Source organism: Paraburkholderia sp. RL18-101-BIB-B (assembly GCF_046026985.1).
Taxonomy (GTDB): domain Bacteria; phylum Pseudomonadota; class Gammaproteobacteria; order Burkholderiales; family Burkholderiaceae; genus Paraburkholderia.
On record NZ_JARESV010000009.1, the window covers coordinates 1 to 22,859 of the forward strand.

Genomic DNA, 22,859 nt, shown 5'->3' on the forward strand with positions numbered 1-22,859 from the left:
GGTGACTCTTTTACCGTTTTGCCCACGCGCGGCGCGCTCGAAAGTTTTCGTCTTGCGACAAGGGATGGCGCCGCCATTGCAGCTGCGTCGCCGGTGACTGGTAGCCCCAGCACCACGAACACCGGCGACGGTAAGGTGAGTGTCGGTGTGACCGGGGGTAATTATTTCATCCCGTCAACGCCGACCAGTCTGAAGTTCATGTCGAGTCCCGAACCGGGTCAGCTGACCGGATTTCCCGTGGGCTCGACGGTCACCGTCGACGGCACACCGCCAACAACGATTGAGATTACGGCAGCTGATACGCCTGTGCCGTACGACCCCGTAAAAGGTCTTGCGCTGACTGTCTCCAACAGCACAACGGGCGAGATGAACGGCGTAAAACTCGAACTATCCGGCAAACCAGCGAACGGAGATACGTTCACGATTGGTCCCAACACGGGCGCAACCGGTGACGGCAGCAACGCGCTCGCCCTGTCGAACATCCTGACATCCAAGGCATTCAATGGTGTAACCCTCAGCACCGGATTCGGCAATTACGTCAACGGCATTGGCAACACCACTAACCAGTTGAAATCCGTGGCCGCAGCACAGAACGCCGTTGTCCAACAGGTTGGCAATGCGCAGCAGTCGATGTCGGGTGTGAACATCAATGAGGAGGCGGCGAACCTCATGTACTACCAGCAGCTTTATCAGGCCAACAGCAAGGTCATTCAGGCGGCATCAACGATGTTTGACACCGTGCTGGGCATCTTCCGATAAGCAACCCAACCGGACTCCACATGTACGCACAAAACACCTATTTCAGGGACAGCGCGCCGCCCTCGCAAGCGCTGCTCGACTCTGTCAACGGCACAAGTACGCGCAAGGAAGCGGCGAACAAATCCGCGAGCAGCAACCAGGCCGAAGACCTCCAGGCCACGTTCCTTCGTCTGCTCATCGCTCAGCTGCAGAATCAGGACCCGACGAGCCCGATGGACAGCTCGCAGATGACATCGCAGCTCGCGCAAATCAATACGGTATCAGGCATCGCCCAACTAAATGTGTCGCTGGCCGCGCTGGCCGCGCAGCTCACGGCGGGTCAGCAGACCCAGGCTGCATTGCTGATTGGGTCCACCGTACTTGCCCCTGGTAACTCTGCCGCCGTCGTCGAGGGTAAGTCCGCCGGCTTCGGGCTGCAACTAGAAAGTGATGCGACTGACGTCCAGGTTGTAGTCAAGAACTCCGCTGGTCAGGTCGTAGATACGATAAATCTTGGAAAACAGTCAGCCGGGACGGTGCCGGTCAGCTGGGAGCCCAAGGACGAAAGCGGTAACCCTCTGCCGGACGGCACCTATACGTTCACCGCGACTGCAACTGTTGGCGGCAAGGAGATGCCGCTCAAAACCTTCTCGACGTCCGTCGTTCAGGCGGTAGTCAAACAGCCGGATGGAACACCCGGACTCGCACTGTCTAACGGCACGATTGTCGGTCTGAACGACCTCGCGGCCATCGTTTAACGATTCGCTCTTCTCGAGGAAAATATCATGAGTTATCAAACCGGTCTGAGTGGCCTTGCCGGCGCATCGAGGGACCTCGATGTCATTGGCAACAACGTCGCAAACGCCAACACCGTTGGGTTCAAGCAGGGCGTCGCGCGTTTCGCGGATATGTACGCGAACTCAGTGGCCACTGCTGTCAACAACCAGGTTGGTATTGGCACGCGTCTCGCTCAAGTGCAGCAGCAATTCACCCAGGGCGGTATCACGAACACCGGGCGCGAGCTCGACATCGCTATCAACGGAAACGGGTTTTTCCAGATGCAGAGCAATGGGGTGCTCACCTATTCGCGTGACGGCGTGTTCGAGCTGCGCGATGGGTACATCGTGAACGGAGCCGGGCAGAATCTGATGGGTTACAACGCCGACGCGTCGGGCGTAGTCAACACGGCGTCAACCGTGCCGTTGCGCGTGCCGATGAGTAATCTGCCGCCGAAGGCCACTACGGCTATCACTGCGGGGTTAAATCTGAACGCGCAGGACAGCTTGCCGAAGACGACCCCGTTCGCGAAAGGCGACCCTTCGAGCTACAACTACGCGACGTCCACTGTGGTCTATGATTCGCTCGGCGGTTCGCAGCAGGTCGACATGTACTTCGTGAAGACGGCCGCCGGCTCTTGGGACGTGTACGCAGGCTCGACAACTGGCGCCGCTACGCAGATAGGCACGGCGAAGTTCGATACCTCTGGCAATCTGGTCTCGACGACCGACGCGGCGGGCAACCCTACGGCGAAGCCCCTTGCGTTTGACTTTACTGTGGCGACAACGGACGGCTCCGCGACACCGCAGAGCCTTTCGCTGAGCATTGGCGGAACGACGCAGTACGGCGGTAAAACTGGCATCAATAACCTTAGCCAAGACGGTTTCGAGTCGGGGCGTCTGGCAACCTTCGCGGTCGACGTGGACGGCACGATTGTCGGGATGTACTCCAACGGCCAGACCATGGCCATCGGACAGGTAGCGCTGGCGACCTTCAACAATCCCAACGGCCTTGTCAACCTCGGGGGCAATCAGTACGCAGCGACGAACTCGTCGGGCGTCCCGCAAATTTCGGCGCCGGGCTCGACTAACCACGGAGCATTGCAGGGTGGGGCGCTTGAGGCTTCGAACGTCGACCTCACCTCTGAGCTCGTGCACATGATTTCTGCACAACGCAACTATCAGGCGAATGCGCAGACCATCAAGACGCAGCAGGCGGTCGATAACACGCTTATCAACCTGTAATCGGAGGCAGATGAGGCTTTCTTACCGGAGAGTCTCATCTGCCAAACCCAACAAAAAGGCCGCGTTACCTCTCAGGTGCGCAGCCTTTTCTTTTTTAGGTTGGGGGGTTAGCGCTTCGTGCTTTCCCGGGGTTGGAGCAGGGCGAGGCATGGTCGAAGTAGCAGCGCCGCCGAGATAACGCACATTCCGGTGTTCGTGCTTTGCGTGACGTACTTCATCTAGGCGCTTCTGCTCAGAGGCGGGATGAAGCGTAGTGATGGTCATTGTCTCGGTAACTTTTTATTAAGATGACGAGGTCGCGCCTGCCCCCCCGCCCCTCGCTTCAAGATGCTTGAGCGCGCACTGCAGAGGGAACAGGCAGCGGAATAGCGCTGGCTCCCATCCTCTATTCACCAAATCAACGCTCGTGACGCAGATAGCCTTCCTTAGCGGTATCGCGCATGCTGAACGAGACAAGAAAGGAAATGGCGCAAAGCGCGGTCACATACCAGTAGAACGTCGTCTCGCTGCCGGCCTGCTTGAACCACAACGCAACGTATTCAGCCGTGCCGCCGAACATCGCGTTTCCGACGGCGTACGAGAGGCCCACACCAAGTGCGCGCACTTCGGGCGGGAACATTTCAGCCTTGATGAGTCCACTAATCGAGGTGTAGAAGCTGACAATAGTCAGGGCGATGGTCACAAACACAAAAGCCATGAAGGGGCTAGTCACATCCCTGAGAGCGTGTAGCAGCGGAACCGTGCACAGCGTCGCGAGCGCGCCGAAAAGCAGCATCGATTTGCGGCGACCAATCCTGTCGGATAGCGCGCCAAAGAGCGGCTGAAGGCACATAAAGACGAATAGTGCGCCTGTCATCACATTGCTTGCTGTCTTGGCGTGCATCCCTGCCGTGTTCACCAGATACTTTTGCATATAGGTGGTGAACGTATAAAAGATGAGTGAGCCGCCGGCAGTGAAACCCACGACAGATGTAAATGCCTTGCGATGCTTCCAGAGACCTCGCAGCGTACCGGCTTCCTTCTGACGACGCGATTCTGCGGTCGTCGTTTCTTCTAGCGACTTGCGCAGATAGAGCGCGACGAGCGCCGCGCCTGCGCCTACGATGAACGGAATGCGCCAGCCCCAGGCCTTGAGTTCGTCCGCAGAGAGAGTCTGTTGCAGGATGATGAGTACGAGTAGCGCACAGAGCTGGCCCCCGATGAGCGTCACGTACTGGAAAGATGAGAAGAAACCGCGACGGCCCTTGAGCGCGACTTCACTCATATAGGTCGCGCTTGTACCGTACTCGCCGCCAACAGACAGGCCCTGAAACAGGCGCGCTAGCAGGAGAAGAGCGGGTGCCAGCGCGCCAATCTGGGCATATGTTGGAAGGAATGCGATGGCCAGCGAACCGCCACACATCATGTAAACAGACACAAGCATTGATGTCTTCCGGCCGTGTTTGTCGGCCAGTCGCCCAAAAAACCAGCCGCCAATCGGACGCATCAGGAAGCCTGCGGCGAATACGCCGGCCGTATTAAGCAACTGCGTAGTGGTGTTGCCGCTGGGAAAGAACGCCGGCGCGAAATAGATGGCGCAGAACGAGTATATGTAGAAGTCGAACCATTCGACGAGGTTGCCGGATGAGGCACCGACGATGGCGAGAACACGTCGGCGAGTATCTTGCGCTGAGACGACCTGCGCGTCTTTGAAATCAGTCATGCTTTTTCTATCCTTTGTTGCTTTAGTCGTAAATATCCAGCGGTCGAATTGCCGCTTCCTGCGGAGTTGCTAATCATTCTGTCAAGCGGTACCGGGTTGAGAATTCGGTCCATCCTCTGTCGCGTCAGTTCGTTTGGGCGCAACCGTGCAGCAAGTCAGTTTTTTTACCAACCTTCCTAGGGTCGTGGCCTGCACGAGAAGACTGAATACGACTACCAGATATGTGACGCCTATCAGCATCTCCCGGCCGTGGAAGTCCGGCACCGAGAGCGCTAGCGCAATTGAAATGCCGCCGCGGAGTCCGCCCCACGTCATGATTTTTACCGAGTGTGGGCTTACCTTGCGGAAGCCACGCAAGGCTGCGAGCGGCATTGCCACGCTAATCGCTCGAGCCAGCAACACAACTGGGACGGCGGCCAGACCCACCCATACAACGTCGAACTCAAATGAGAGTGCAATGACTTGAAGTCCGATGAGCGCGAACAGGACAAGGTTTAGTAGCTCGTCCAGCAGGCCCCAGAAACCGAACAGGTGTTCGCGCGTCCGCGCAGACATCGCTTTCTTCGTTCCGTGGTTGCCAATGACGAGTCCCATGACGACCATCGCGAGTGGCGCGGATACATGCAGCAATTCTGAGGCGCTGTACCCGGCTGTGGCGAGTGCGAGCGTCACCATTATCTGAACCGCGTAGCTCTTGAGACTGCGCAACATGAGAAATGCAACGTATCCAAGGGTAACGCCGACGACAATGGCGCCGCCCACCTCGCGGAGAAGCGTAGCGAGCACCTGGGTTAGGGAGAATTCCGCCGTTCCGGTCGCCAAACCAACGAGCGTAAGGAATGCAACCACGCCGGTGCCATCGTTGAAGAGTGACTCACCCGCAATCTTTATCTTCAGGTCCTCCGCGGCCCCGGCGCTCTTCAGGACGCTCATTACGGCAATGGGGTCTGTTGGCGAGATGAGCGCTCCGAAGACGAGGCTCCATAGCCATCCAACGGGGTGTCCCATCGCCAAGGTCAGCAGGTGAAATCCGGCACCGACCGCTGCGGTAGAAATGACCACCCCAACTGTCGCTAGCAGGAATACTGGCAGTTTTACCGTGCGCATTCGCGTCAGGTCGACGTGAAGCGCACTTGCGAACAGGAGAAAACTAAGAAGCCCGTGGAAAACTATGTCCGCGAAGTCGACGTTGCTGACCACCTTCCGTGCAACGACAACGAGACCAGGATTTCCGTAACTAGCGACCAGGAAGCAAAGGCTGACAATCAAGCCGACGGCGGTGATGCCAAGTGTGTCGGGCAATTTCAAAAACCTTTGATTCAGGAGACCAAAGACGGCAATGAGTGAAAGAAGAATGCCTACACCCTGGAACATGGTCATCCGCGTGCGTCCTGTTTCATGCAATATCCTGTGATGGTCCTACGGCGCGGAATATTCAACCGCCGCTTGTTCTCGGCTGCCGACGACCGTACGTTTGCGAAGAGTAGTTGGCTGATAAATTGAAGAGATGGCAATCGCCCCTCAATTATTTGCTTGTGAACAGTTTTTTCCGATTGTTCGTTGGTGACAAAAAAATGGGCACAACCGAAGTCGTGCCCAATGACGACGAGCGTCAGGAGGGAGGGGTTTGTTCGTAAATGGAAATGACGGAATTTCTCAGCTATTCAAAACGGTATGTGGCCAGTTTGTCCGAGTGCGATAACTCATAGACTAATCAAAACACTGGTCTCCACAAAGCCCTCGGGACAGAAAACACATATCGCTCACGTCGAACAATCTGGTGCATACAATGTGCTCCACGGTACTCGGGGGCAAGTGTCGCGTCGTGTTGGCGCCTCCCGTACCTCCGGGCGGCCGTCGCGCTTGTAGTACAGACAGACCAGCAATGCCGGTTCAGCCTTTATGTGAGGCTGGGGCCAATATCCCTTGACGACTACCATTACCTTGTCCGCGAAATCAATAGGTGTGTTGGAGGAGCGTGCGTGTCTCGGCTGTCTGCCTGTATGCAGAGTTCCTTTTCGGGCGAGAGAAGGTTATTCCACGCGCGAGACGACGAGGCATCAGCCACATTGGCGGGTATCGTTTATCGTTACCTGCTCGCGATATGTGTGACCATGCTCGTTGACGTAGGAGAGGGCATGCCGATATCTGATAGGGTCCTCTTGCATGACTGATTCTGGATTGGATGACTCCGCGGTGTCCGGGTCGGGCAACATCTTGACATACCGCAATGCGGGAGTCCTTCTCAAACGGGCCATGTCTCATGTGTCGCGACGGATGCGCTATACGCCTCTCATCAAGAAGGGGCCTATTGGAGTGCAGGACATGGAAAGCGACTCGACGATTTTTGAATCGCTGGGCGCATGCAGGCTGCACGCCATGGTTGCAATCGACCGAGTGCAGGCAGAGTGTGGCGCGAAGCGTGTGACGGTGCGCATCCCTCTCGACGACGGTCGGGTAGTTTACGCTGCATTTTTGCTTGCGACCACAATGCCGCAGCGTTGCGCAGGGTCGTTTGCGATATCGCGGCATCTGGGCCGGGAGCGACTGGTCGACTCGCGGATTTGGTGGTAACAGACCGGCGGTTTGTGTTGCCTTATGGGGGCTGTGGCCGGAACCGCAGAGAAGCAATTTATTGGCTGGAGCGGACGATTGAAAATCGCTGTTCACAAAAGGAGATACTGCGAGCGAGTCGAAAACTGTATCCGCGACGGCGTCCAAGACGACGACTGGCGTGGCCAGTGGGAAGGGGCAGTAGAAGGGCCGCAGTCGGCGCTTTATCGTGACTCCGCGTCTGGTGCGACCTGGAGCGGGCGCGGGCGGGCGCCGACGTGGTTGGCTGGTGACAAAGACCGGTCGAGGTATTTCATAGGTTGAGCGCGGACTCCGCCGACAGCGATGTTTGCGACCGCAGCTGTTGGGAAGGCGTTAGCCAACAACTGGCGCCGACTGATACATGAAATCGATGTCATCCGTTGCCTCTTCTCTGAAAAGGTGCCTGCGTTCCGGCTGCGAACTTTTGATGAAATTTATCTCGTCAATCTCATTGAGACCGAGAACCGCGTCGCCGGATGGACGCTGACAGACACCTCGAACACGTCTCCGGCCGCATCAAAATAGCGTCGAACTATTTCAAGCATGACCTCTCCGGCCTCGGCCTGCAACCTTTTGGTCGTTTCACCTTTCACGTTCAACGCGTGAACGTCCTGCTGGATTTCCGCGATGGCGCGGTCGTAACTTCGCCGACCCTCCGGACATGTGCGGCATACCGAGAGACGGAAGGACGGTCTGCACTTTCGGCGAGGAACCGTCTCGGATTCATCTGACCGTTGCTCGACACGAAAAGTGCCGTCGACAGGCTGCTCACGCACTGCCACGTGTACGCGTTCAGATGTGTATGCTCTTGTAGTCGCCTGATAGGAAGGAGGAGCGCCTGTGGAATATCCGTTAATTCTCGGATTCGGTATCGTCGTTTTAGACGTCATCGTATGGCGCTTCCGGATGCCTGCAAATGAGCTCGTACGGCTCTTCATCCGACTGGCATTTTTTTCTGCGCTGAGCTGGGTGCTTTTCTCCTCCGGTCTAAGCCCAATCACCCAAACGAGTCCCGAGAGCGCGGCCCGGTTGCACTGGTTAGGGCAGGTGCTCGAGATAATCTGGTGGTTGATGGGCGCTCGTCTGCTCACTCTCTCATTGGACACACTGCTGTTGCCAAGCGCCTGGCGAAGGCAACGGCTATTCTCGGACGTGTTCGGGGCCGTGGTATTTCTGGCCGCAATCGTGGCCGCCCTCGGCTTCGTGCTCGAACTGCCTGTGCGTGGCCTCGTCGCTACATCAGGTGCGCTCGCTATTGTGCTGGGTTTGGCAATCCAAAGCACACTCAGCGACGTATTCGCAGGCATAGTGCTGAACACCACCGAGCCATATTCGGTCGGCGACTGGGTGATAATCGACGACGTCGAGGGCAAAGTAATCGAAATGAACTGGCGGGCCACGCACCTGCTGACTGGTCAAGGGAATACGCTTATCGTGCCGAACGCTGTTGCATCGAAGGCGAAAATCTTCAACAACAGCAGGCCAGCAGATGTACACGGCTTATCACTCGTCCTTGAGATTGAGCCCGAGGCGCGGCCGAAGACGGTGCTCGATGCTCTAGGCCGCGCTCTGAAGGGCTGCAACGCCATTCTGGATGTTCCATCTCCGTATGCACGCGTGAGGCGCACCACACTAAATACGGTGCAATATGAGGTTGTCGCGTTCGTCGACGACATGAACAAGAAGCTCGCCACATCCAACGAACTGTTCGACCTTTGCTACCGGCATCTTGCCGCCTCAGGCGTGACGCTGCGCTCGCTTGGTGTGCCCGCGCCTGCCTTTGCCGCTCATGATGCCAAAGAGGCGCTGCTCAGCCGTGTCAGCCTGTTTGAGAGTCTGACCGGCGATGAAGTGACACGGCTTGCAGAACGACTTTCCCGGCACGAGTACCAGGCGAATCAGCAGGTACTGGCGCCTGACACGGTGCCAGACAGTCTTTCTATCGTGTACTCGGGCGTACTTTCCGTGAGGCTCAGCGAATCGGCAGAAGACCGTGAGATTGCCCGGGTCGGCCCGGGTGAGTCATTCGGGGAGGCGGGCCTGCTAGCAGGGCTATCGATGCACGTGTCGATTTCGACGCTCACGCCTTCCGTGCTGTATCAGCTAGGCAAGGACGACATGACGGCGTTCCTCAAAGACCATCCGGAGGTCGCAAAGCAGCTATGTCAGCAACTAGCCTACCGGCAGGACGCGCTGGGTAAGTTGACGACCCAGACCTCAATCGAGCAGGAAAAAGGTCATTCGCTATTTCAGTGGCTGTTTGACAAAGTTCGGCACCTGCATTCGCTGCACGATGATTCTTAGACCATCCGATGGCGACTCATGAAGAGGCAGGTGTCCTCGATAACCGACGCGGGAAGTGCAGCATCGACGAGTGGGATTTGCGCGATAGCTTCGTGTTAGTTGGTTCTGAGACTGTTTTATCCCGTCCGCGCATATTCGAGTGCCCCGCGCTCAAGAGTCTGGAGAGACGTGCCAGGTCCTCTCGGAGTACCTGTTGCCCGAAGCGGCGAAGAGCCTCAGCGGATTCACGACGTCGGCGCTCCATTCAGAGCATCTTCATTCGCGACTGCTAGAATGCTTGAACGCGATGTCGAGTTGATTTGATTGGCCAGACTGCGGGACGAGGGTCAGCCGCAGACGCTGGGCGCACGCGGGTTCTGAAATCAAGCGATTGGCTGATGTGTCGTCGACGTCCGCGACGACGAAGCCGAATGCGTGAGTCCGATATTCACCGGCGACGTCAATGACCTGTCCTTTCTGTGAAATTTCCCGTTCTCGTATCGTCGGCAATAACGAGCACGCTTTCTGGATACTTGATGGCTACCCGGTTTCACCCGGGCATAGCCTCATTATACCAAAGCGCCATGTTGGCTCATTCTTCGAAGTGACTAAAGACGAGCGTGACTGTCTTTTCGCGCTCCTCGATGATGCGAAGGCTTCGGCGGTCCGCTGTTATGCGCCGGACGGATTCAACATGGGCATCAACGACGGCCCGGCTGCTGGGCAGACTGTGCCGCATTTGCACATCCATCTGATACCGCGGTTCAAGGGCGACTTGCCGGACCCCCGCGGTGGAATTCGATGGGTACTGCCGGCAAAGGCAGACTATTGGAGCAAGCGAGATTGAGTCTCAACCCTCCGCCGCCATCCCCGGAAGCGCAACTGGCTTTTCTCGCGAAGCTTCAACGACTGTTCGCTGAGGGCGACTTTACAGCCACGTATAAGTTCGCGCTTCTGATTTCGTTCGCAGAATTGGCGGTCGAGCACGGAGCCGACGACGGCGCGCAACTGACGCTGACCACTCGTCAAATTGCAGAGCGATTCATCTTCCTCTATTGGAAACATGCGATTCCATACGGAACCGGTCGGCCAGGCAGCCAACCCGGCGTCCTGGTCCAGAACCTTGGAGTTCAGGCAGCGATTTTGAGCGCAATCGCGGAGTTTCGAGCAAGCACCTCAGCATCATCAGCGCTCCAGGCATCTAGCTTCCCTGGCTACGCGCCTCTGTTGTCGAAGGTTGCGGCCGTAGTATCGGCGCAGCCGTTGAACTATCTCCAAAATTTCGGCGGGGTGACGGACCCGTTCCTATATGAGCGGCCATTAAGAGGCGGCGTTACTTTGAAGCCGGGCGTTAGCTACTGTCTACGCCGGTTCTACACCCTCGTGGAGCAGATGGCTCGAACCCGGTGGGTAGCGCACATCAAGGCGAACCGCCGGAACCACCCAATTCTCGGCAACGCCGACGACCTCGAGGATTTCCTGTTCTCATCTTCTCGTCAGTCGCTCGCCATCATCAGCGCTAACCTGCGAAAACTGGATGGTCCTCGGTGCTTCTACTGTGGAGAAGGGCTGGTCGATGCAGACGTTGACCACTTCGTTCCTTTCTCGCTTTACCCAAGAGACCTAGTTCACAACTTCGTCCTCGCTCATCCGGCTTGTAATCGCAGCAAATCGGACACCCTCGCGGCGAAGCCCCATCTTGAGCGGTGGCTAGAACGTCTCTTGGTCAAAGAGCAGCAGCTCACTGAAATCGGGCTGCTGGCTGGCGTTTCGGGTGACAGGGGCACCGTACAGCGTGTGATAACTTGGGGTTACACGGTCGCCAGCGGCACTGGCGGCCGCGCCTGGTTGTCCCCCTCGACCTACGAGAATATCGATTTCCTTTATGTAAGCCTGCTATCGGCGCATTAAGCGAGCCGAAGCGCTGACGGATATCGGATTGACATCGACACGGCATGATTTTCTCAAGTTCGGTCGGAGCATGCCGATAAGGTGGGTTGGAGATGACACCGAGGCTCGCTCACCTTGTTCAAAAACTATGCTTTTGTGGCTTCGGCACTTGCCGTCTTAGTCCTTTCCGCTTGTGCGCCCGCCATATCGGTCCAAAGCACCGAGTTGTCGTTATTCACTGCAGCGCGTCAACAGGAGCGCTTCCGCGCTGCCGCGCCAATTACGGTCCAATTGACGACAGGATATTCGCGACAAGTGAAAGAAGGTTCCCTGTGGCGGCCGGTTGGTGAAGTTCCGCAAGGGCTTGTTCTCCGTCCCGTTGATGGAATATTTACCATCGAAGGGCGCCAAGTGCATGAAGCCTATCTTGTCGTTAAAGAGAACAACTTGGTGGGGTTCTATCTGGCTGGCGAATCTCACTTCTCCCCTTTGAAGCCATCTCAACCCATACTACTAGAGAAAATAAATGACTAACCTGTTCCGAGCTTTGGCAACCAGCGCGTTTGTAGCGGTTGTTGCGTCTGGATGCGCGAGTGGCCCGCAATATAAGGACGTTGCTTCTTCCATTCCGACGTTGAAGGAAGCGCAGGGACGGATTTATTTCTATCGCTCAAGCTCGATGTTCGGCGCGGCCATGCAGCCGACTATCAATCTGAATGGTCAAGCTGTCGGAAAGTCGCAGCCGGGGGGATTCTTCTTCGTCGATGAGCCAGCCGGCCAGTACGTCGTGTCGACGACAACCGAAACTGAGAAAACGCTGTCGTTCAAGCTCGACGCAGGTGAGACAAAATATGTAAAAACAAGCGTTGGACTGGGGCTACTTGTAGGTCGCGTCATCCCCACGCTGGAGTCCTCCGACGAAGCGACCAAGAGCATCGAAGACTTGCACTACACCGGAACTCCGACTACCGCTGCCTCGAAGTAACGAGCTTCGCGTTCCAATCATAGGCATGAATGACCGGTCAACTCAATTGCGCTGTACCCGGTCCATTTCATTAAGCTCTGGGCTGTAACCTTGCCCGACTAATGCGTAAGCCAATGGGGGCTTGGGCAATTGTCCTCGCCACCGTGGTGGGAGACGCCCGAGCGGCCGGTTTTAGTCTGCGGCGGGCTGTTCATTTGTCTCACCGTTTCAGCAGTCGGCTGAAAACGTCAATCCGATTGGATAGGCAAGCGCAGCCCGGTGAATCCGCGCCGGCAGGTGCCACATTCCCGTGCGCTTACGAAGCCCACCGCGAGTCAAAGACCATCGTTCTCTTGGTGGCAGGCGCGGCCGTAGGCGCCGTCCGTGGACGCAAGGAGAATCCGACGGGAACCGGATGAGCTTGGACGTTAGCGCGTCGAAACGGCTCACTCGTCAGCTCGCGAAACTGCGCAGTGCAGCCTCGCAGGATTTCAGGAGGTCGATACGGAGCCGCGACGCGTTTGGGCCGCAGTACCGCCACGACGTGGCTTGTACTCGCAGCGAGGATATGATGAGCACGCCTCGAACACCCCGTATGGTCCTGTTCTCTGCACGATAACGCCAGTTCCGCATGCGGGGCATCGCTCTTCCTCAACCACTTCGCCTCTGGAAGCCTCGACTTTCACCACCCCGTCTGTGACCAGTTCATTCAGGAACGAGGAAGTCTCTCCCTTCACGGTGAACAGGGCAACGGAACGCCGCGCGCGTGTCAACGCGACATAGAAGAGGCGCCGCTCCTCACCCAGAGCATATGTGTCGCCCGCTGGCATCGCCATTGCCAGAACGGGGTCGTCCGCTCTTGTACTTGGGAAGGTGCGGCTAAGCATTGCCGGCAAAATAACGTAGTCCGCCTCAGCGCCTTTCGAGCGGTGCATGCTCAAGAAGGAAAGCGAGATGAGCCGGCCATACCGCGCCTGCCAATTTCTCGGGATGTACGAGATGTCCGCGTTGTAACGACCTAGAATGAATACCGATACCTTTCCGTCTTTGCCCGGGGGCAAATTACCTTCCATTAGGTCGCGGTTTAGCTGTGCAAGGTACGCATCAATCGCGCCCTGCAACTCCCCTTTGCTGTCAACCTGAAGCGCTCTCAGTACAGGGCCCAGTGCCGGGGTCGCTGAACGCACCTTCTTTTTTAGCTGGTTCGGATTTTTGCTGATAAATTCGCTGGAAACGTCGCAAAGTCCCTGTGGGCAGCGGAAGGTTTGCTCCAGCTTCAGCACTTCAGAATGGCCAAACCAGTCTGCGAAGGCGGTCATGACCGAAATGTCAGAGCCGGCGAATCGATTGATGGATTGCCAGTCGTCGCCGACAGCAAAAAAGAAGCGACCGCGGCGATTGACGAGTGCCCGGCAAAGACGCGCCCTTGCACGTGAGGCATCCTGGAACTCGTCGGCCATAACAAGCTCGAACGGCGATTCGTAACGGCCAGCCTCCAAGTGGGCTGCGGCCTGATTCAGCATGTCCTCGAAGTCGATGCCGCCCTCCACAGCCAAGGCGTCATCCCACGCGTTGAGAACGGGGCCTACGATTTCGAGAAACATCTTGTGTCGCTGGATGAAAGCGTCGCGGTTATCAGCGTCCAGGCGTTGCAGCATGGCATCGATGGTCAAGCAGTTGCTCTTCATGTGCGTAATGAAGATTCGCACCAACGCAACAAGCTTCTCGTTCTCCATGGGCGGAAAGCCGCGCTCCGGTGTGTGCCTATCCGGGTTGGGGTCAAGCAGAACGCCGTGTGCGGTCAACTGCTTGCCCAAGACGTCGTCCAGAGACCTTGTTCGCAGTTGGTGTGAGGTCGTCTCAATCAGCTTCGTACCGCGCCGCTTATGTTCGGCGCGCTTCCACACGACGCCATCGAGGTAGCCGATGAACTCCGGCGGCGGTTCGCCGGCGGCGTTGAGCGCAAAGTGCTCGTGGTAGAGGCCGATGTCCGGGTAGTAAAAGTCAGGGAAATATTGACGATGCTCGGCGGTCGCCGTATCGAATTCATATTGCCGCTCATACTCGTAATTGACGCCGTTGTAAAACAACCAGTCGCAAATCAGCCGTTCTTCGTGGCTTCGCACACGCTCGCCGCGATTCGTCCGCACGTAACCGTTGCCGTCGCGGTCCCAGCCGTCGGAGGCCGATGTGCTACCAAACTCGGGTAAGTCACGGCCAAAGACCACACGGAAGAGGTCCCACCTTGTACGGAATTCGGTAGAGCGGTCCTTCAGGTCATCGACAATTGCTTCAAGCTTGCGCAGGCCGGCGGCCGCGTCCACGGCCCAGTCTGGCACGCTTGGCTTTCGTCCCGTGGCGTTGCCGATGATGCTGAGACCCAGACTATGGAACGTCCGGGCTTCCACCTTGACGTCAGGTCGACCCACACGCTTGAACGCTGTCTCGCTCCGGGCCCCAAGTTCTTCAGCGGCTTTCGCATTGAAGGCAAGAAGCAGTATTCGGTCCGGACTCACAATCTGGCGATGTACTGCGTACACTGCCTTTGCCACCATAGTGGACGTCTTGCCGGACCCAGCCGATGCGACCACGAGCATCCTGTTTTCGAAGCACATCACCGCGCGAATCTGGTCCGGAGTGAGGGGCTTACTTTCGACCTGGTCGAAGAGCTCACGCGGCCACTTTTTTTCGTCGTGTACGCTGCCGAAGTTGCAGATGCGACAGAACGACAGCCACTGCTGCTCCCGAAAGTTCAATATGGTCTCAAGTTTCTTCGGCTCGTCAGGGAGCGAAGCCCGATTGGCAGGGTCACGCACGTGCCTTAGGAGTGCATCGTCGCTAAGCGCCAGCTTGGGCCGCGATTGCAGCATCTCCATTTGGTCTTCGAATGGCACCCAGCCCATCCTATCGCGCATGGCATCGCCACGCCGTATCACATCGGAGACCCATGCGCTTATCTGGGCGTACGCCGCATTGAAGGCCTGCTGGCGGGCCGCACGCTCCTTGGCGAGTTTGGAGGCCGCTTTGCTGTCAGCGATTGCCTTCTGTAGCGCGCGCGCCCGCCCCCTGGGCAAGCCATCGACCCGACTTGGCGTCAGACCGTCCATCCGCAGCGTGAGCGCTGACCAAAAAACGCCGGGGTGAACCAGGACGGGCTCATCGCTGCCGTCGACCACTGTCTTGTAGCGCTTCCCGTCAAAGGTCAACTGAAGTTCGAGCTGGTCAACGTCAAAACTCAGACTCCACTTGCGTGACCCTGTGAACAGCAAACCCCACGATGTGGGTTCGAATACATGCGCCATGGTCATCAAGCGTGTCTGTAATTGTAGGCAAGGTGTTAAATGATGGCCTCAAGCTGACGAGGAGAGCGGCGGACGGCGCATCCACATCGAACGACGGCAAGGCTGTCGCAACTGGAACTACCAAACAAGCTTTGTCAGGCTGTCCATCCTCGTCTTGGGGAGTGAGATATCCGGCCCAACCGCTCGCTTCATTCATTCATTCATTCATTCAAGGTTCATTTCGTTAAACGAACTGAACCATCCTCGACAACCACTACCGTCTGAACTCGTCCATGGGTCAGCGCCCGAGAAATCCGTGCTCCGGCCTCGGCAGTTGTCCGGGCCACACCCAGCAGTCGGCAAACCGCTTTTGCCAGTCCATCTTGCGACGTGCCGCCTTGCTGCATCAGGATGTACACGGCCGCATTACCCAGTTCTTCGAGGCTAATCTCGTCGATACCGCGGCGCGTTTCGGGGTCGCTTCCTGGCACCCGGATACCCTCCCAAGTGCTCGGATTGGCATGCTCCGGCCAATAGAAAGTGATGCCGTTGCCCGTCGTCCGGACCACCTGCCTAGGCACCAGTGCACTCAAATGAGCCTCGATGCGGCTACCGACCCTGGACAGCCCCCAGGCCCGCGTTACACGCTTGAATATCACCGCCTGCGATACTGGCCCTTCCGTTTCAATTACCTGGAGTAGCTGACCAGCCAAGGTCGACATCGAGCCGCCCTCGTAGAAGAGGTCCGGATTGCCTTTGTCCAAGCTGGTCAGTTCGTATTCGGGAAGCTGCGTGACAGGAGCAACCGGCTCCACGGCCGATTCGCCCCTGGCATACAAGGCGTGCACATTTTCCTCATGCGCAACCTCTTCTGGCAGCTCAACAACTGGTTCGTCCTCAGTGGACACCGTCGCGACCAATTCTTCCAGTCTGGCCACAAGCTTTCGCATTGGCTCTTCCGGATTCAGCCACCAGTCGGTAGACCAAATGCGGTACAGCTCCCAACCCAACCCCTCAAGAACATGCTGGCGGAGCCGGTCACGGTCGCGCGCCGTCGCGCCGGAGTGATACATGGCACCATCGCATTCGACACCCAGCAAATAGCGGCCTGGCGCACGCGGGTCGACCACGCCAATGTCAATTCGGTACCCGGACACACCAACCTGCGGGTGGACCGTCCAGCACTTCTCGCGGAGGGCGGAAATCACCTGCCGCTCGAATGGGCTATCGGGCTCCCGTCCGGTCGGCATACTTTGCTCAACCAAGGCCCGCGGGCCGCGAATAGCAAACTCCAGATAGTTCTTCAGGTCTCGCACGCCGGCGGCCCTGACGCGCGACAGGTCAATCTGCTCGGGCAGCAGCGTGCTGAAAATCACGACGCCGACACGGGCTCGCGATACGGCCACATTGAGACGCCGATGGCCGCCCTCCAGATTCAACGGCCCGAAGTTGAGACTGACCTTGCCTGACGCATCTGGGCCATAGGTGATGGAGAAGAAGATGATGTCTCGCTCATCACCCTGGACGTTTTCCAGGTTCTTGATGAACAAGGGCTCCTGCGCCGCCTGCGCAATAGCCTGGTCCAGTTGCTGAGATACCCGCCGGCGTTCATCCAGCATCCGCTCAATCAGGCTTTGTTGCGCCTGATTGAAGGTCACTACGCCGAGCGTCAGATGCCGCTTCGCTGAGTCCAGATAATGCCGCTCAATCGCCTTGACGATGGCATCGGCTTCCGCCCGATTGGTTCGCGAGCCGCCGCGGTCGTAGACACCCTGTACGCGTTCAAAGCACACGCTCTGGTCGTTTGTCACCGGTGACGGGAACGTGACCAACTCGTTGTCGTAGTACGTGACATTGCTGAAGGTAATCAGCCCTTCGTGCTTGCTTCGGTAGTGCCAGTTCAACCGCAGTTCAGGCAGGCCAATACTGAGACACTCGTCCAGGATGCTCTCCAGGTCCTGAACGTCGTCGCTGTCGGCTCCATCGTCCGAGTCATCTGACCGGGAGAAGAAGCTTGTCGGCGGCAGTTGCTTCGGGTCGCCAACGCAGACGAGTTGCTTGCCGCGCGCAATGGCGCCGACGGCATCCCACACCGGAATCTGGGAAGCCTCGTCGAAGATGACCACATCGAACTGGGCGTGCGATGCGTCCAGATACTGGGCGACCGACAAAGGCGACATCAGAAGGCATGGCTTCAGCCGGTTCATCAGGCTCGGAAGGTTTTGCACCAGTTGCCGAATCGGCATGTGCTTGCGCTGCTTCTGCAATTCGCGGCGTAGCTTCCCCAGTTCAGAATCAGCACCAGGCACAATCTCGACGCTTGCCGGAATCTGGCCCGCCAGTCTGGCCGCAATATATTGCTGGGTCAGCTTCTGAAACCGCTCGTCAGCCTCCTTGAACTCAGCAATCTTGCGGTCATGCTCGGCACTCGAGAAGTTGCAGAGCACCGGTTGCCGGTCAATCGCTTTCCGCAGCCACCAGCTCTGGTAGCTGTATTCAAAGAACGTCGCCACAGTGGACAATGGCGCCTCGCCAGCCTCCAGTGCATCCACAATACCCTGCAACCCGCTGCTGATTGCATTGCCGCGGGATTTCCGCCACAGGCACCACGGCTGCAACTGCCGCGAAGCAGATTGCCATCCTTGAAGCAAGCTCAACAGCCGAGGAATCACGCTGGCGGCAGTCGGGTCAAGTCCGAGGTCAGCCTGACAGTGTCCAAGCTCAATGACTCGCCGGAGTTGAGTCATGACGTCCCGATAGCAATCGCGGTACGACAACAAACTCGAGCCAAGAGGCATGTCTGCCTTCAGGAGGCTCCGGTTGTCGGAAACAAATGGCTGCAGCTTTGCGCGGAGCGTCTGGGCCAACTCGATGTCGTTGCCCGCGATTGCCGTTACCGCGTCCGCGAATGACGTCGCCCACCGCTCGACCGACTCGACTGTGTTCCAGTCCGTCTTCGACGCAGCGAACGTTTCATGCAACAGTTGCGACGCATCATGAGACATAGACGCGATGACCTTGTCCTCGGCATTGACGGCGGTCAATGCCGTAATGACGGCCGGAACATCCCCACCTTGTGGGCGACGCTGGTCCTGTCGATACAGGCGCAATCGTCCGGTAGCCGCGCGCTGGGCAAACAGGCTCTTCGGCCACCAGGTATTGGTTGCCGCCGCCCACTGCAGCTTCAGCTCGGACGCATTGAGGGTGGCGATGTCGTCCACGTAGTGTTTGCTCAGAGGCTCCCATGCCTGATTGCGCGCCAGGCCATGCTGCCGGAGGTTGGCAAGCCGGTTGCGAGCGGACTCGTCATGCGCCGACCGGGCAACCTCGACTGGAACAGTGGGCGCGGCGGAAAGCACGTCGGCCAGTACATCGAATTTGCCTAGCCCATTCAGGGAGAAAGCAACTTTGGGAAGGCCCAGCTGATTCAGCAGGTTCGATGCAGCCTCATCCAGCTTCTTGATTTGGGCTTCAAACGCCGAAACCGCGTCGAGAAACTCTTGCTGCCAGGACGGCATCCATTCGGCTTTGTGGACGACTGCCAGAGGATGGTTCTGCAAACCGGTTAACTGGCCGGCCAGAGCGCCCATCTGGCGGGATGTCTCACGCAGTGCCTCGAGCTGAGCGCGGTTATGTACATCTGCATCGGCCCACGGCATCGCGCCAGGCCGCATTTCCGCATGCTGCAGGCTGGTTCCGATGGCCTCGTAAACGGTCAGGTCATTTGGATAGGTGCGATGCAGCGCACGCGCGACCCCATTGAGGTCAGTGCGGAGCGTCAGGAGTCGTTCGGACTCTCGCTCCCAGTCCTTCACCGTGCGTGCACCGGCGGCATCAAGTGCGACGCCTAGCTGTTTCAGGACATCCGCTTTCTTTGCCTTGGACGAATGCAGCTCGAGACAAAATGGCCCCAAGCCAAGACTGCTAAGCCGGCGATGCACCACCTCCAGCGCAGCCATCTTCTCCGAGACGAACAACACCGTCTTCCCGGTGGCCAACATATGGGCAATCAGATTCGAGATAGTCTGGCTCTTACCCGTCCCAGGTGGGCCTTCGATGACAAGATTCTTGCCTTCAGCGGCGACGCAAACGGCACGCAACTGTGACGAGTCCGACAGCAACGGCGTGAACAGGTCTTGAGGCCGGAACTTCTCGTCCAGGGTGCCGGGCTCGAAGCCCGTCGCGCTGTCAGCAAACGCCTTACCGGGATTGTTAATCAGATGGGCAACAACACTGTTTTCCTGGAGCTGCTTCTGACGGTCCTGGAGGTCCTTCCACATCAGGTACTTCGTGAACGAGAAGATACCCAGATGGACCTGCTCCTTGACTTCCCATCCCTTCAGTTCGCCGACATGCAGCCGGAAGGTCTGCAGAATCCGGTTGACGTCGATGCCACGGTCATCGGTTGGCAAAACGTCGAACGACGGCGGCTTCAGGCTGAAATCCTGCTGCAGCTTTTGCAGCAGCGTCGGGTTCACGAGTGCGTCGTCATCGTGACGAACCAGGCGGAAACCACTCCGGACGGACTGGCGGGACAGCGTAACGGGGATAAGCAGAATCGGAGCCAGATGGCTGGATTCGGCATCCTTGCTCTCCCGCCATTCCAGCATCCCAAAAGCCAGAAACAGCGTATTGGCGCCGCCTTCCTCCATTCCCGTGCTGGCCGCTCGGAATATCTCGAGAAGCCTGCCTTCCAGAGCTTCCTCCTCGATGTCCGTGACGATTTCGTTCCGGCCAAGCGCGTCGGTCGCCAAGTCATCCATTGCCGCCGTACCGTTTCGGCCGGCGTACACATTGGCATCGCGACCATCCGAGCCGGACATCATCTTCGGCTTCGCACGGACGCGGAATTCGTTTCCATCCGCAAGCCGGTCTTCCAGCGCACCCGGGTCAGGGCAAATGACGCGCAGCGTGGATTTGGTCGGCTTGAAATTTAGGAGCTTGTTTCGGAGCGTCAAGTCGAGCAGCTTGCTCTTCCATTTCGCCAGGCGTCCTTCTGGTGTTTCAGGTGTTACATCGTCACGCAGCGGTATGACGACCGGGTCCAGCGGCGGCAACTGCGGCACGTCCTCGATGATGGGTGTTTCGGCCTTGGCAATCGGGACAGTCTGCTCATCGACCTGCGACGAACGGGATGGGAGTGGGCGAATCTGGACTTCGCGTGCGCGCCGGACATCTACGGCATACGCGAACCCGGCTTCGTCGTTCAGGTGTTCCTCGCCGCGAGTGCAGGCCCAGCGAAGGGACGGTTTCTGACCGCCCGCCACGCCGGTGGTCTCGAAGACCATGAACTCGCCGGATTTCACCCGCTTACGAACTGCCTGAACATCGTCCACCAATGCAGTCGGAAAGCTGGTCTCTATCAGCCAAACGCCAACCCAGGCATGGCCTTCCTTGAACAACACAACAGGGTGCAGACCGGCCTGCTCCAGGCAAGACGCGAACAGCATGGCGAGGTCCAGGCAGGTCGCAAGCTTGCCATCCAGGATGCGTTCTGGCGTCCGGATTTTCTGGCCGTCATTTCCGAACGATGCAGGCGGATTGGAGTATTGGATGTCCTCGGCAACTATCGTGCTGTAGATAGCCGATGCCTGCTTCCAGACCTTCTCGCGATTCTTGGACTGATATCCGTCCATGGACAGGTCGGTCGACGTCTGGCGCAGCAACCCGGAGGCTCGAGCGAGAAGCTTGTCTACGACCCGCGAGTTCGGCATGCAAAACGCGGCCAGCAGTTCGGGTAAAGACCGCGCGCCGGCCCACTGGTCGTAGGCTAGAACATCAATGTTGTGCGTTGCCGTTACGAGTTCAGTTTCCTGAACACGCAACGATGCCGTGATAACGGCACGCTCAGACTCATCGAGCTGGCTGAAATACTGGTGGTCAGGACGCAGGTCGACAGGTGCCAGACGGCGGCTCTCGCCAGGCGCCAATGCCTCGAAACGGAAACGTGCGCTCTCAGCAAAAGCCGGCACACATTTGACGAGCAGTTCGACATCGGAGAGTGTCGACTCCCCATCGTTCGTGACCAAAATTTCACGGATGACCGGAACGTTGTTCTGAATCGCCGCATACCCTATCGTCAGGTCGGCAATAACCTGAACGCTCGGTAGCTTCACGTCGGTGTCGGTCGTCAAATCCTCAGCGTCGTCTGCCTGTCCCTGCGTCATCACCCCGTTCCTCATTATTCGTACTGGGTTCAACCGAAGCGCCATTACTGTGGGCGACGTCATCCAGGTTGAACCATGATATTGACTGCGCTATTACCTCTGATTCTTTCGCAAGGAGTTTATTCTCTTCTTGCAAATGCGAATTGCGTGGAAATCTCTTTTTTGTGCATTCGCTAGGTTCGGCCGAAATATTACGCCTTTTTTACCGTCATCCTAGGAAACCGGCTGAACCTCTGCACAGCTACGCTGAAGCTTGCCGCCATGGCGATTCGATTTCGGTCGTACGGGTCAAAGAGCCGTGGTCGATAGGACGCCCCCTGCGGTCCGAAAATTTCAGCCTCAGCCACTGTCAAGGTGTCCTAGGACACCTTGACAGTCGACTCGCATCTAGTCTCATGATGCCAATAAGGACCGGCGCTGCAAACGCATGAAATTCCGGATACTCCGCGCGCCATACAGTCACTATCGTTCCGATATCTGAAAGGGGGCGCCGCGATGAAGCCTGAGGCTATGCTGCGAGACGATGAAGGATGGCTGTACGTGATGCACAACCCTGCCTTTCCTGGTGTCGTAAAAGTGGGGCGCACGCAGCTCCTACCCAAGGTCCGCGCCGCACAGCTTTCAACGACCGGAGTAATCGGAAAGTTCGATGTCGCGTACGAGGCGTTGACGTTCGACCACACGCGCTTCGAGACAACCGTCCACAGACGACTATCCTGGTGTCAGGTGGAGAGAGAGTTCTTTCGGTGCGATGTCGGCGAAGCCGTGGCAGCTATTCAACATGTTGCCGGCCCGAAAATTTCATTCGAGAGAGGGGCCAGCGCAGCAGCGACGGCCTGCGATACTGAGCATACGGTCGTCGCATCCATCGACTATTTTTGCAATTGGGCTCGCTCGCTTGAAGAGTCAAACGTAAGATTCACGACAAGCAGCCGATTACATCAGTATTGGCTCCTCTGCCGCCCACAAGACATTCCGGAGCCGGCTTCGATGAAGGCGATGGTCCAGAGCCTGAAGGCTCTCGGATATCGGCATGTCAAACAGGGCGGGTCTGGTTTGAGAGGATTCTCGGGCTTGGCGGTGCCCGACACGTAGCCACGGATGAGGGTCTTCGCGCCGCAAATGTTGAAGGGCAGAGCGAGCTTGCGAAGGATTTGAAAAAACCGGAATAAATTCCTGATTGCAGGCGGCACTGAAGCGGCGGTCGCGGCGAGGGCA

17 protein-coding genes are annotated in these 22,859 nt (G+C 57.8%); 12 read left to right on the plus strand and 5 right to left on the minus strand.

The features are described 5' to 3' along the window. From P0D73_RS15605 to flgE, 3 genes are all read left to right on the plus strand, one after another. Positions 1 to 759 (plus strand): flagellar basal body rod C-terminal domain-containing protein (locus P0D73_RS15605; protein ID WP_408431867.1); only part of this gene is annotated, 759 nt, incomplete at its 5' end. 20 nt (positions 760 to 779) lie between these two features. Continuing rightward, positions 780 to 1,496, plus strand: coding sequence for a flagellar hook assembly protein FlgD (locus P0D73_RS15610; RefSeq protein ID WP_408431869.1), 717 nt, complete (start codon positions 780 to 782; stop codon positions 1,494 to 1,496). Between the two features lie 27 nt (positions 1,497 to 1,523). Then, positions 1,524 to 2,759 (plus strand): flagellar hook protein FlgE, encoded by a 1,236-nt coding sequence (flgE, locus tag P0D73_RS15615; RefSeq protein ID WP_408431871.1) that lies wholly within the window; start codon positions 1,524 to 1,526, stop codon positions 2,757 to 2,759. Positions 2,760 to 3,156: 397 nt separating this feature from the next. On the opposite strand, the gene P0D73_RS15620 is transcribed toward flgE, so the two are convergent. Next, entirely contained in the window at positions 3,157 to 4,461 is a 1,305-nt protein-coding gene (locus tag P0D73_RS15620; RefSeq protein ID WP_408431873.1) for an MFS family transporter, read from the minus strand. 81 nt (positions 4,462 to 4,542) lie between these two features. Next, positions 4,543 to 5,841 carry a cation:proton antiporter gene (locus P0D73_RS15625; RefSeq protein ID WP_408431875.1) on the minus strand — a complete coding sequence of 433 codons (1,299 nt, stop codon included), beginning with the start codon at positions 5,839 to 5,841 and terminating at the stop codon, positions 4,543 to 4,545. Between the two features lie 945 nt (positions 5,842 to 6,786). Between P0D73_RS15625 and P0D73_RS15630 the strand changes: the two genes are divergently transcribed. The 3 genes from P0D73_RS15630 to P0D73_RS15640 are packed head-to-tail and all read left to right on the plus strand — an operon-like array spanning position 6,787 to position 7,581. Next, positions 6,787 to 7,035: a hypothetical protein gene (locus P0D73_RS15630; protein ID WP_408431877.1), complete on the plus strand. Its 249-nt coding sequence runs from the start codon at positions 6,787 to 6,789 to the stop codon at positions 7,033 to 7,035. 24 nt (positions 7,036 to 7,059) lie between these two features. Further along, the gene (locus tag P0D73_RS15635) at positions 7,060 to 7,338 is read left to right on the plus strand and encodes an H-NS family nucleoid-associated regulatory protein (protein ID WP_408431879.1); all 279 of its coding nucleotides are present in this window, start codon (positions 7,060 to 7,062) and stop codon (positions 7,336 to 7,338) included. A 21-nt stretch (positions 7,339 to 7,359) separates the two neighbouring features. Further along, on the plus strand, positions 7,360 to 7,581 hold the full coding sequence (locus P0D73_RS15640; protein ID WP_408432151.1) for a hypothetical protein: 222 nt from the start codon (positions 7,360 to 7,362) through the stop codon (positions 7,579 to 7,581). On the opposite strand, the gene P0D73_RS15645 is transcribed toward P0D73_RS15640, so the two are convergent. Beyond that, entirely contained in the window at positions 7,491 to 7,994 is a 504-nt protein-coding gene (locus tag P0D73_RS15645) for a UTRA domain-containing protein (RefSeq protein WP_408431881.1), read from the minus strand. The two genes, P0D73_RS15640 and P0D73_RS15645, sit on opposite strands and share 91 nt — an antisense overlap. Here P0D73_RS15645 and P0D73_RS15650 point away from each other — a divergent pair. The 5 genes from P0D73_RS15650 to P0D73_RS15670 all read left to right on the plus strand — a co-directional run bounded on the left by P0D73_RS15650 (position 7,897) and on the right by P0D73_RS15670 (position 12,214). After that, positions 7,897 to 9,360 (plus strand): mechanosensitive ion channel domain-containing protein, encoded by a 1,464-nt coding sequence (locus P0D73_RS15650; RefSeq protein ID WP_408431883.1) that lies wholly within the window; start codon positions 7,897 to 7,899, stop codon positions 9,358 to 9,360. The two genes, P0D73_RS15645 and P0D73_RS15650, sit on opposite strands and share 98 nt — an antisense overlap. 442 nt (positions 9,361 to 9,802) lie before the next feature. Continuing rightward, the gene (locus tag P0D73_RS15655) at positions 9,803 to 10,186 is read left to right on the plus strand and encodes an HIT family protein (RefSeq protein WP_408431886.1); all 384 of its coding nucleotides are present in this window, start codon (positions 9,803 to 9,805) and stop codon (positions 10,184 to 10,186) included. Continuing rightward, positions 10,183 to 11,250: an HNH endonuclease gene (locus P0D73_RS15660; RefSeq protein WP_408431888.1), complete on the plus strand. Its 1,068-nt coding sequence runs from the start codon at positions 10,183 to 10,185 to the stop codon at positions 11,248 to 11,250. The genes P0D73_RS15655 and P0D73_RS15660 overlap by 4 nt, the downstream gene beginning before the upstream one ends. A gap of 114 nt (positions 11,251 to 11,364) precedes the next feature. Continuing rightward, positions 11,365 to 11,763, plus strand: a complete 399-nt coding sequence (locus tag P0D73_RS15665) for a hypothetical protein (protein ID WP_408431890.1) — start codon at positions 11,365 to 11,367, stop codon at positions 11,761 to 11,763. Continuing rightward, on the plus strand, positions 11,756 to 12,214 hold the full coding sequence (locus P0D73_RS15670; protein WP_408431892.1) for a DUF2846 domain-containing protein: 459 nt from the start codon (positions 11,756 to 11,758) through the stop codon (positions 12,212 to 12,214). The genes P0D73_RS15665 and P0D73_RS15670 overlap by 8 nt, the downstream gene beginning before the upstream one ends. Positions 12,215 to 12,684: 470 nt before the next feature. Here P0D73_RS15670 and P0D73_RS15675 read toward each other — a convergent pair whose 3' ends face one another. Both P0D73_RS15675 and proA read right to left on the minus strand, forming a co-directional pair. Continuing rightward, positions 12,685 to 15,501, minus strand: coding sequence for a UvrD-helicase domain-containing protein (locus tag P0D73_RS15675; RefSeq protein WP_408431894.1), 2,817 nt, complete (start codon positions 15,499 to 15,501; stop codon positions 12,685 to 12,687). A 209-nt stretch (positions 15,502 to 15,710) separates the two neighbouring features. Then, positions 15,711 to 21,641 (minus strand): anti-phage protein ProA, encoded by a 5,931-nt coding sequence (proA, locus tag P0D73_RS15680; protein ID WP_408431896.1) that lies wholly within the window; start codon positions 21,639 to 21,641, stop codon positions 15,711 to 15,713. 495 nt (positions 21,642 to 22,136) lie between these two features. On the opposite strand from proA, the gene P0D73_RS15685 reads away from it, so the two are divergent. After that, a complete protein-coding gene (locus tag P0D73_RS15685; RefSeq protein WP_408431898.1) occupies positions 22,137 to 22,736 on the plus strand; it encodes a GIY-YIG nuclease family protein in 600 nt (199 codons plus the stop codon). Positions 22,737 to 22,859: the final 123 nt, after the last annotated feature.

Coding starts and splice junctions, on each gene's coding strand:
- P0D73_RS15630 (WP_408431877.1), top strand. CDS start 6,787: ATGGAAAGCGACTCGACGATTTTTGAATCGCTGGGCGCATGCAGGCTG.
- P0D73_RS15635 (WP_408431879.1), top strand. CDS start 7,060: ATGGGGGCTGTGGCCGGAACCGCAGAGAAGCAATTTATTGGCTGGAGC.
- P0D73_RS15610 (WP_408431869.1), top strand. CDS start 780: ATGTACGCACAAAACACCTATTTCAGGGACAGCGCGCCGCCCTCGCAA.
- P0D73_RS15655 (WP_408431886.1), top strand. CDS start 9,803: ATGACCTGTCCTTTCTGTGAAATTTCCCGTTCTCGTATCGTCGGCAAT.
- P0D73_RS15625 (WP_408431875.1), bottom strand. CDS start 5,841: ATGACCATGTTCCAGGGTGTAGGCATTCTTCTTTCACTCATTGCCGTC.
- P0D73_RS15645 (WP_408431881.1), bottom strand. CDS start 7,994: ATGAAGAGCCGTACGAGCTCATTTGCAGGCATCCGGAAGCGCCATACG.
- P0D73_RS15685 (WP_408431898.1), top strand. CDS start 22,137: ATGAAGCCTGAGGCTATGCTGCGAGACGATGAAGGATGGCTGTACGTG.
- P0D73_RS15675 (WP_408431894.1), bottom strand. CDS start 15,501: ATGACCATGGCGCATGTATTCGAACCCACATCGTGGGGTTTGCTGTTC.
- flgE (WP_408431871.1), top strand. CDS start 1,524: ATGAGTTATCAAACCGGTCTGAGTGGCCTTGCCGGCGCATCGAGGGAC.
- P0D73_RS15670 (WP_408431892.1), top strand. CDS start 11,756: ATGACTAACCTGTTCCGAGCTTTGGCAACCAGCGCGTTTGTAGCGGTT.
- proA (WP_408431896.1), bottom strand. CDS start 21,641: ATGACGCAGGGACAGGCAGACGACGCTGAGGATTTGACGACCGACACC.
- P0D73_RS15620 (WP_408431873.1), bottom strand. CDS start 4,461: ATGACTGATTTCAAAGACGCGCAGGTCGTCTCAGCGCAAGATACTCGC.
- P0D73_RS15640 (WP_408432151.1), top strand. CDS start 7,360: ATGTTTGCGACCGCAGCTGTTGGGAAGGCGTTAGCCAACAACTGGCGC.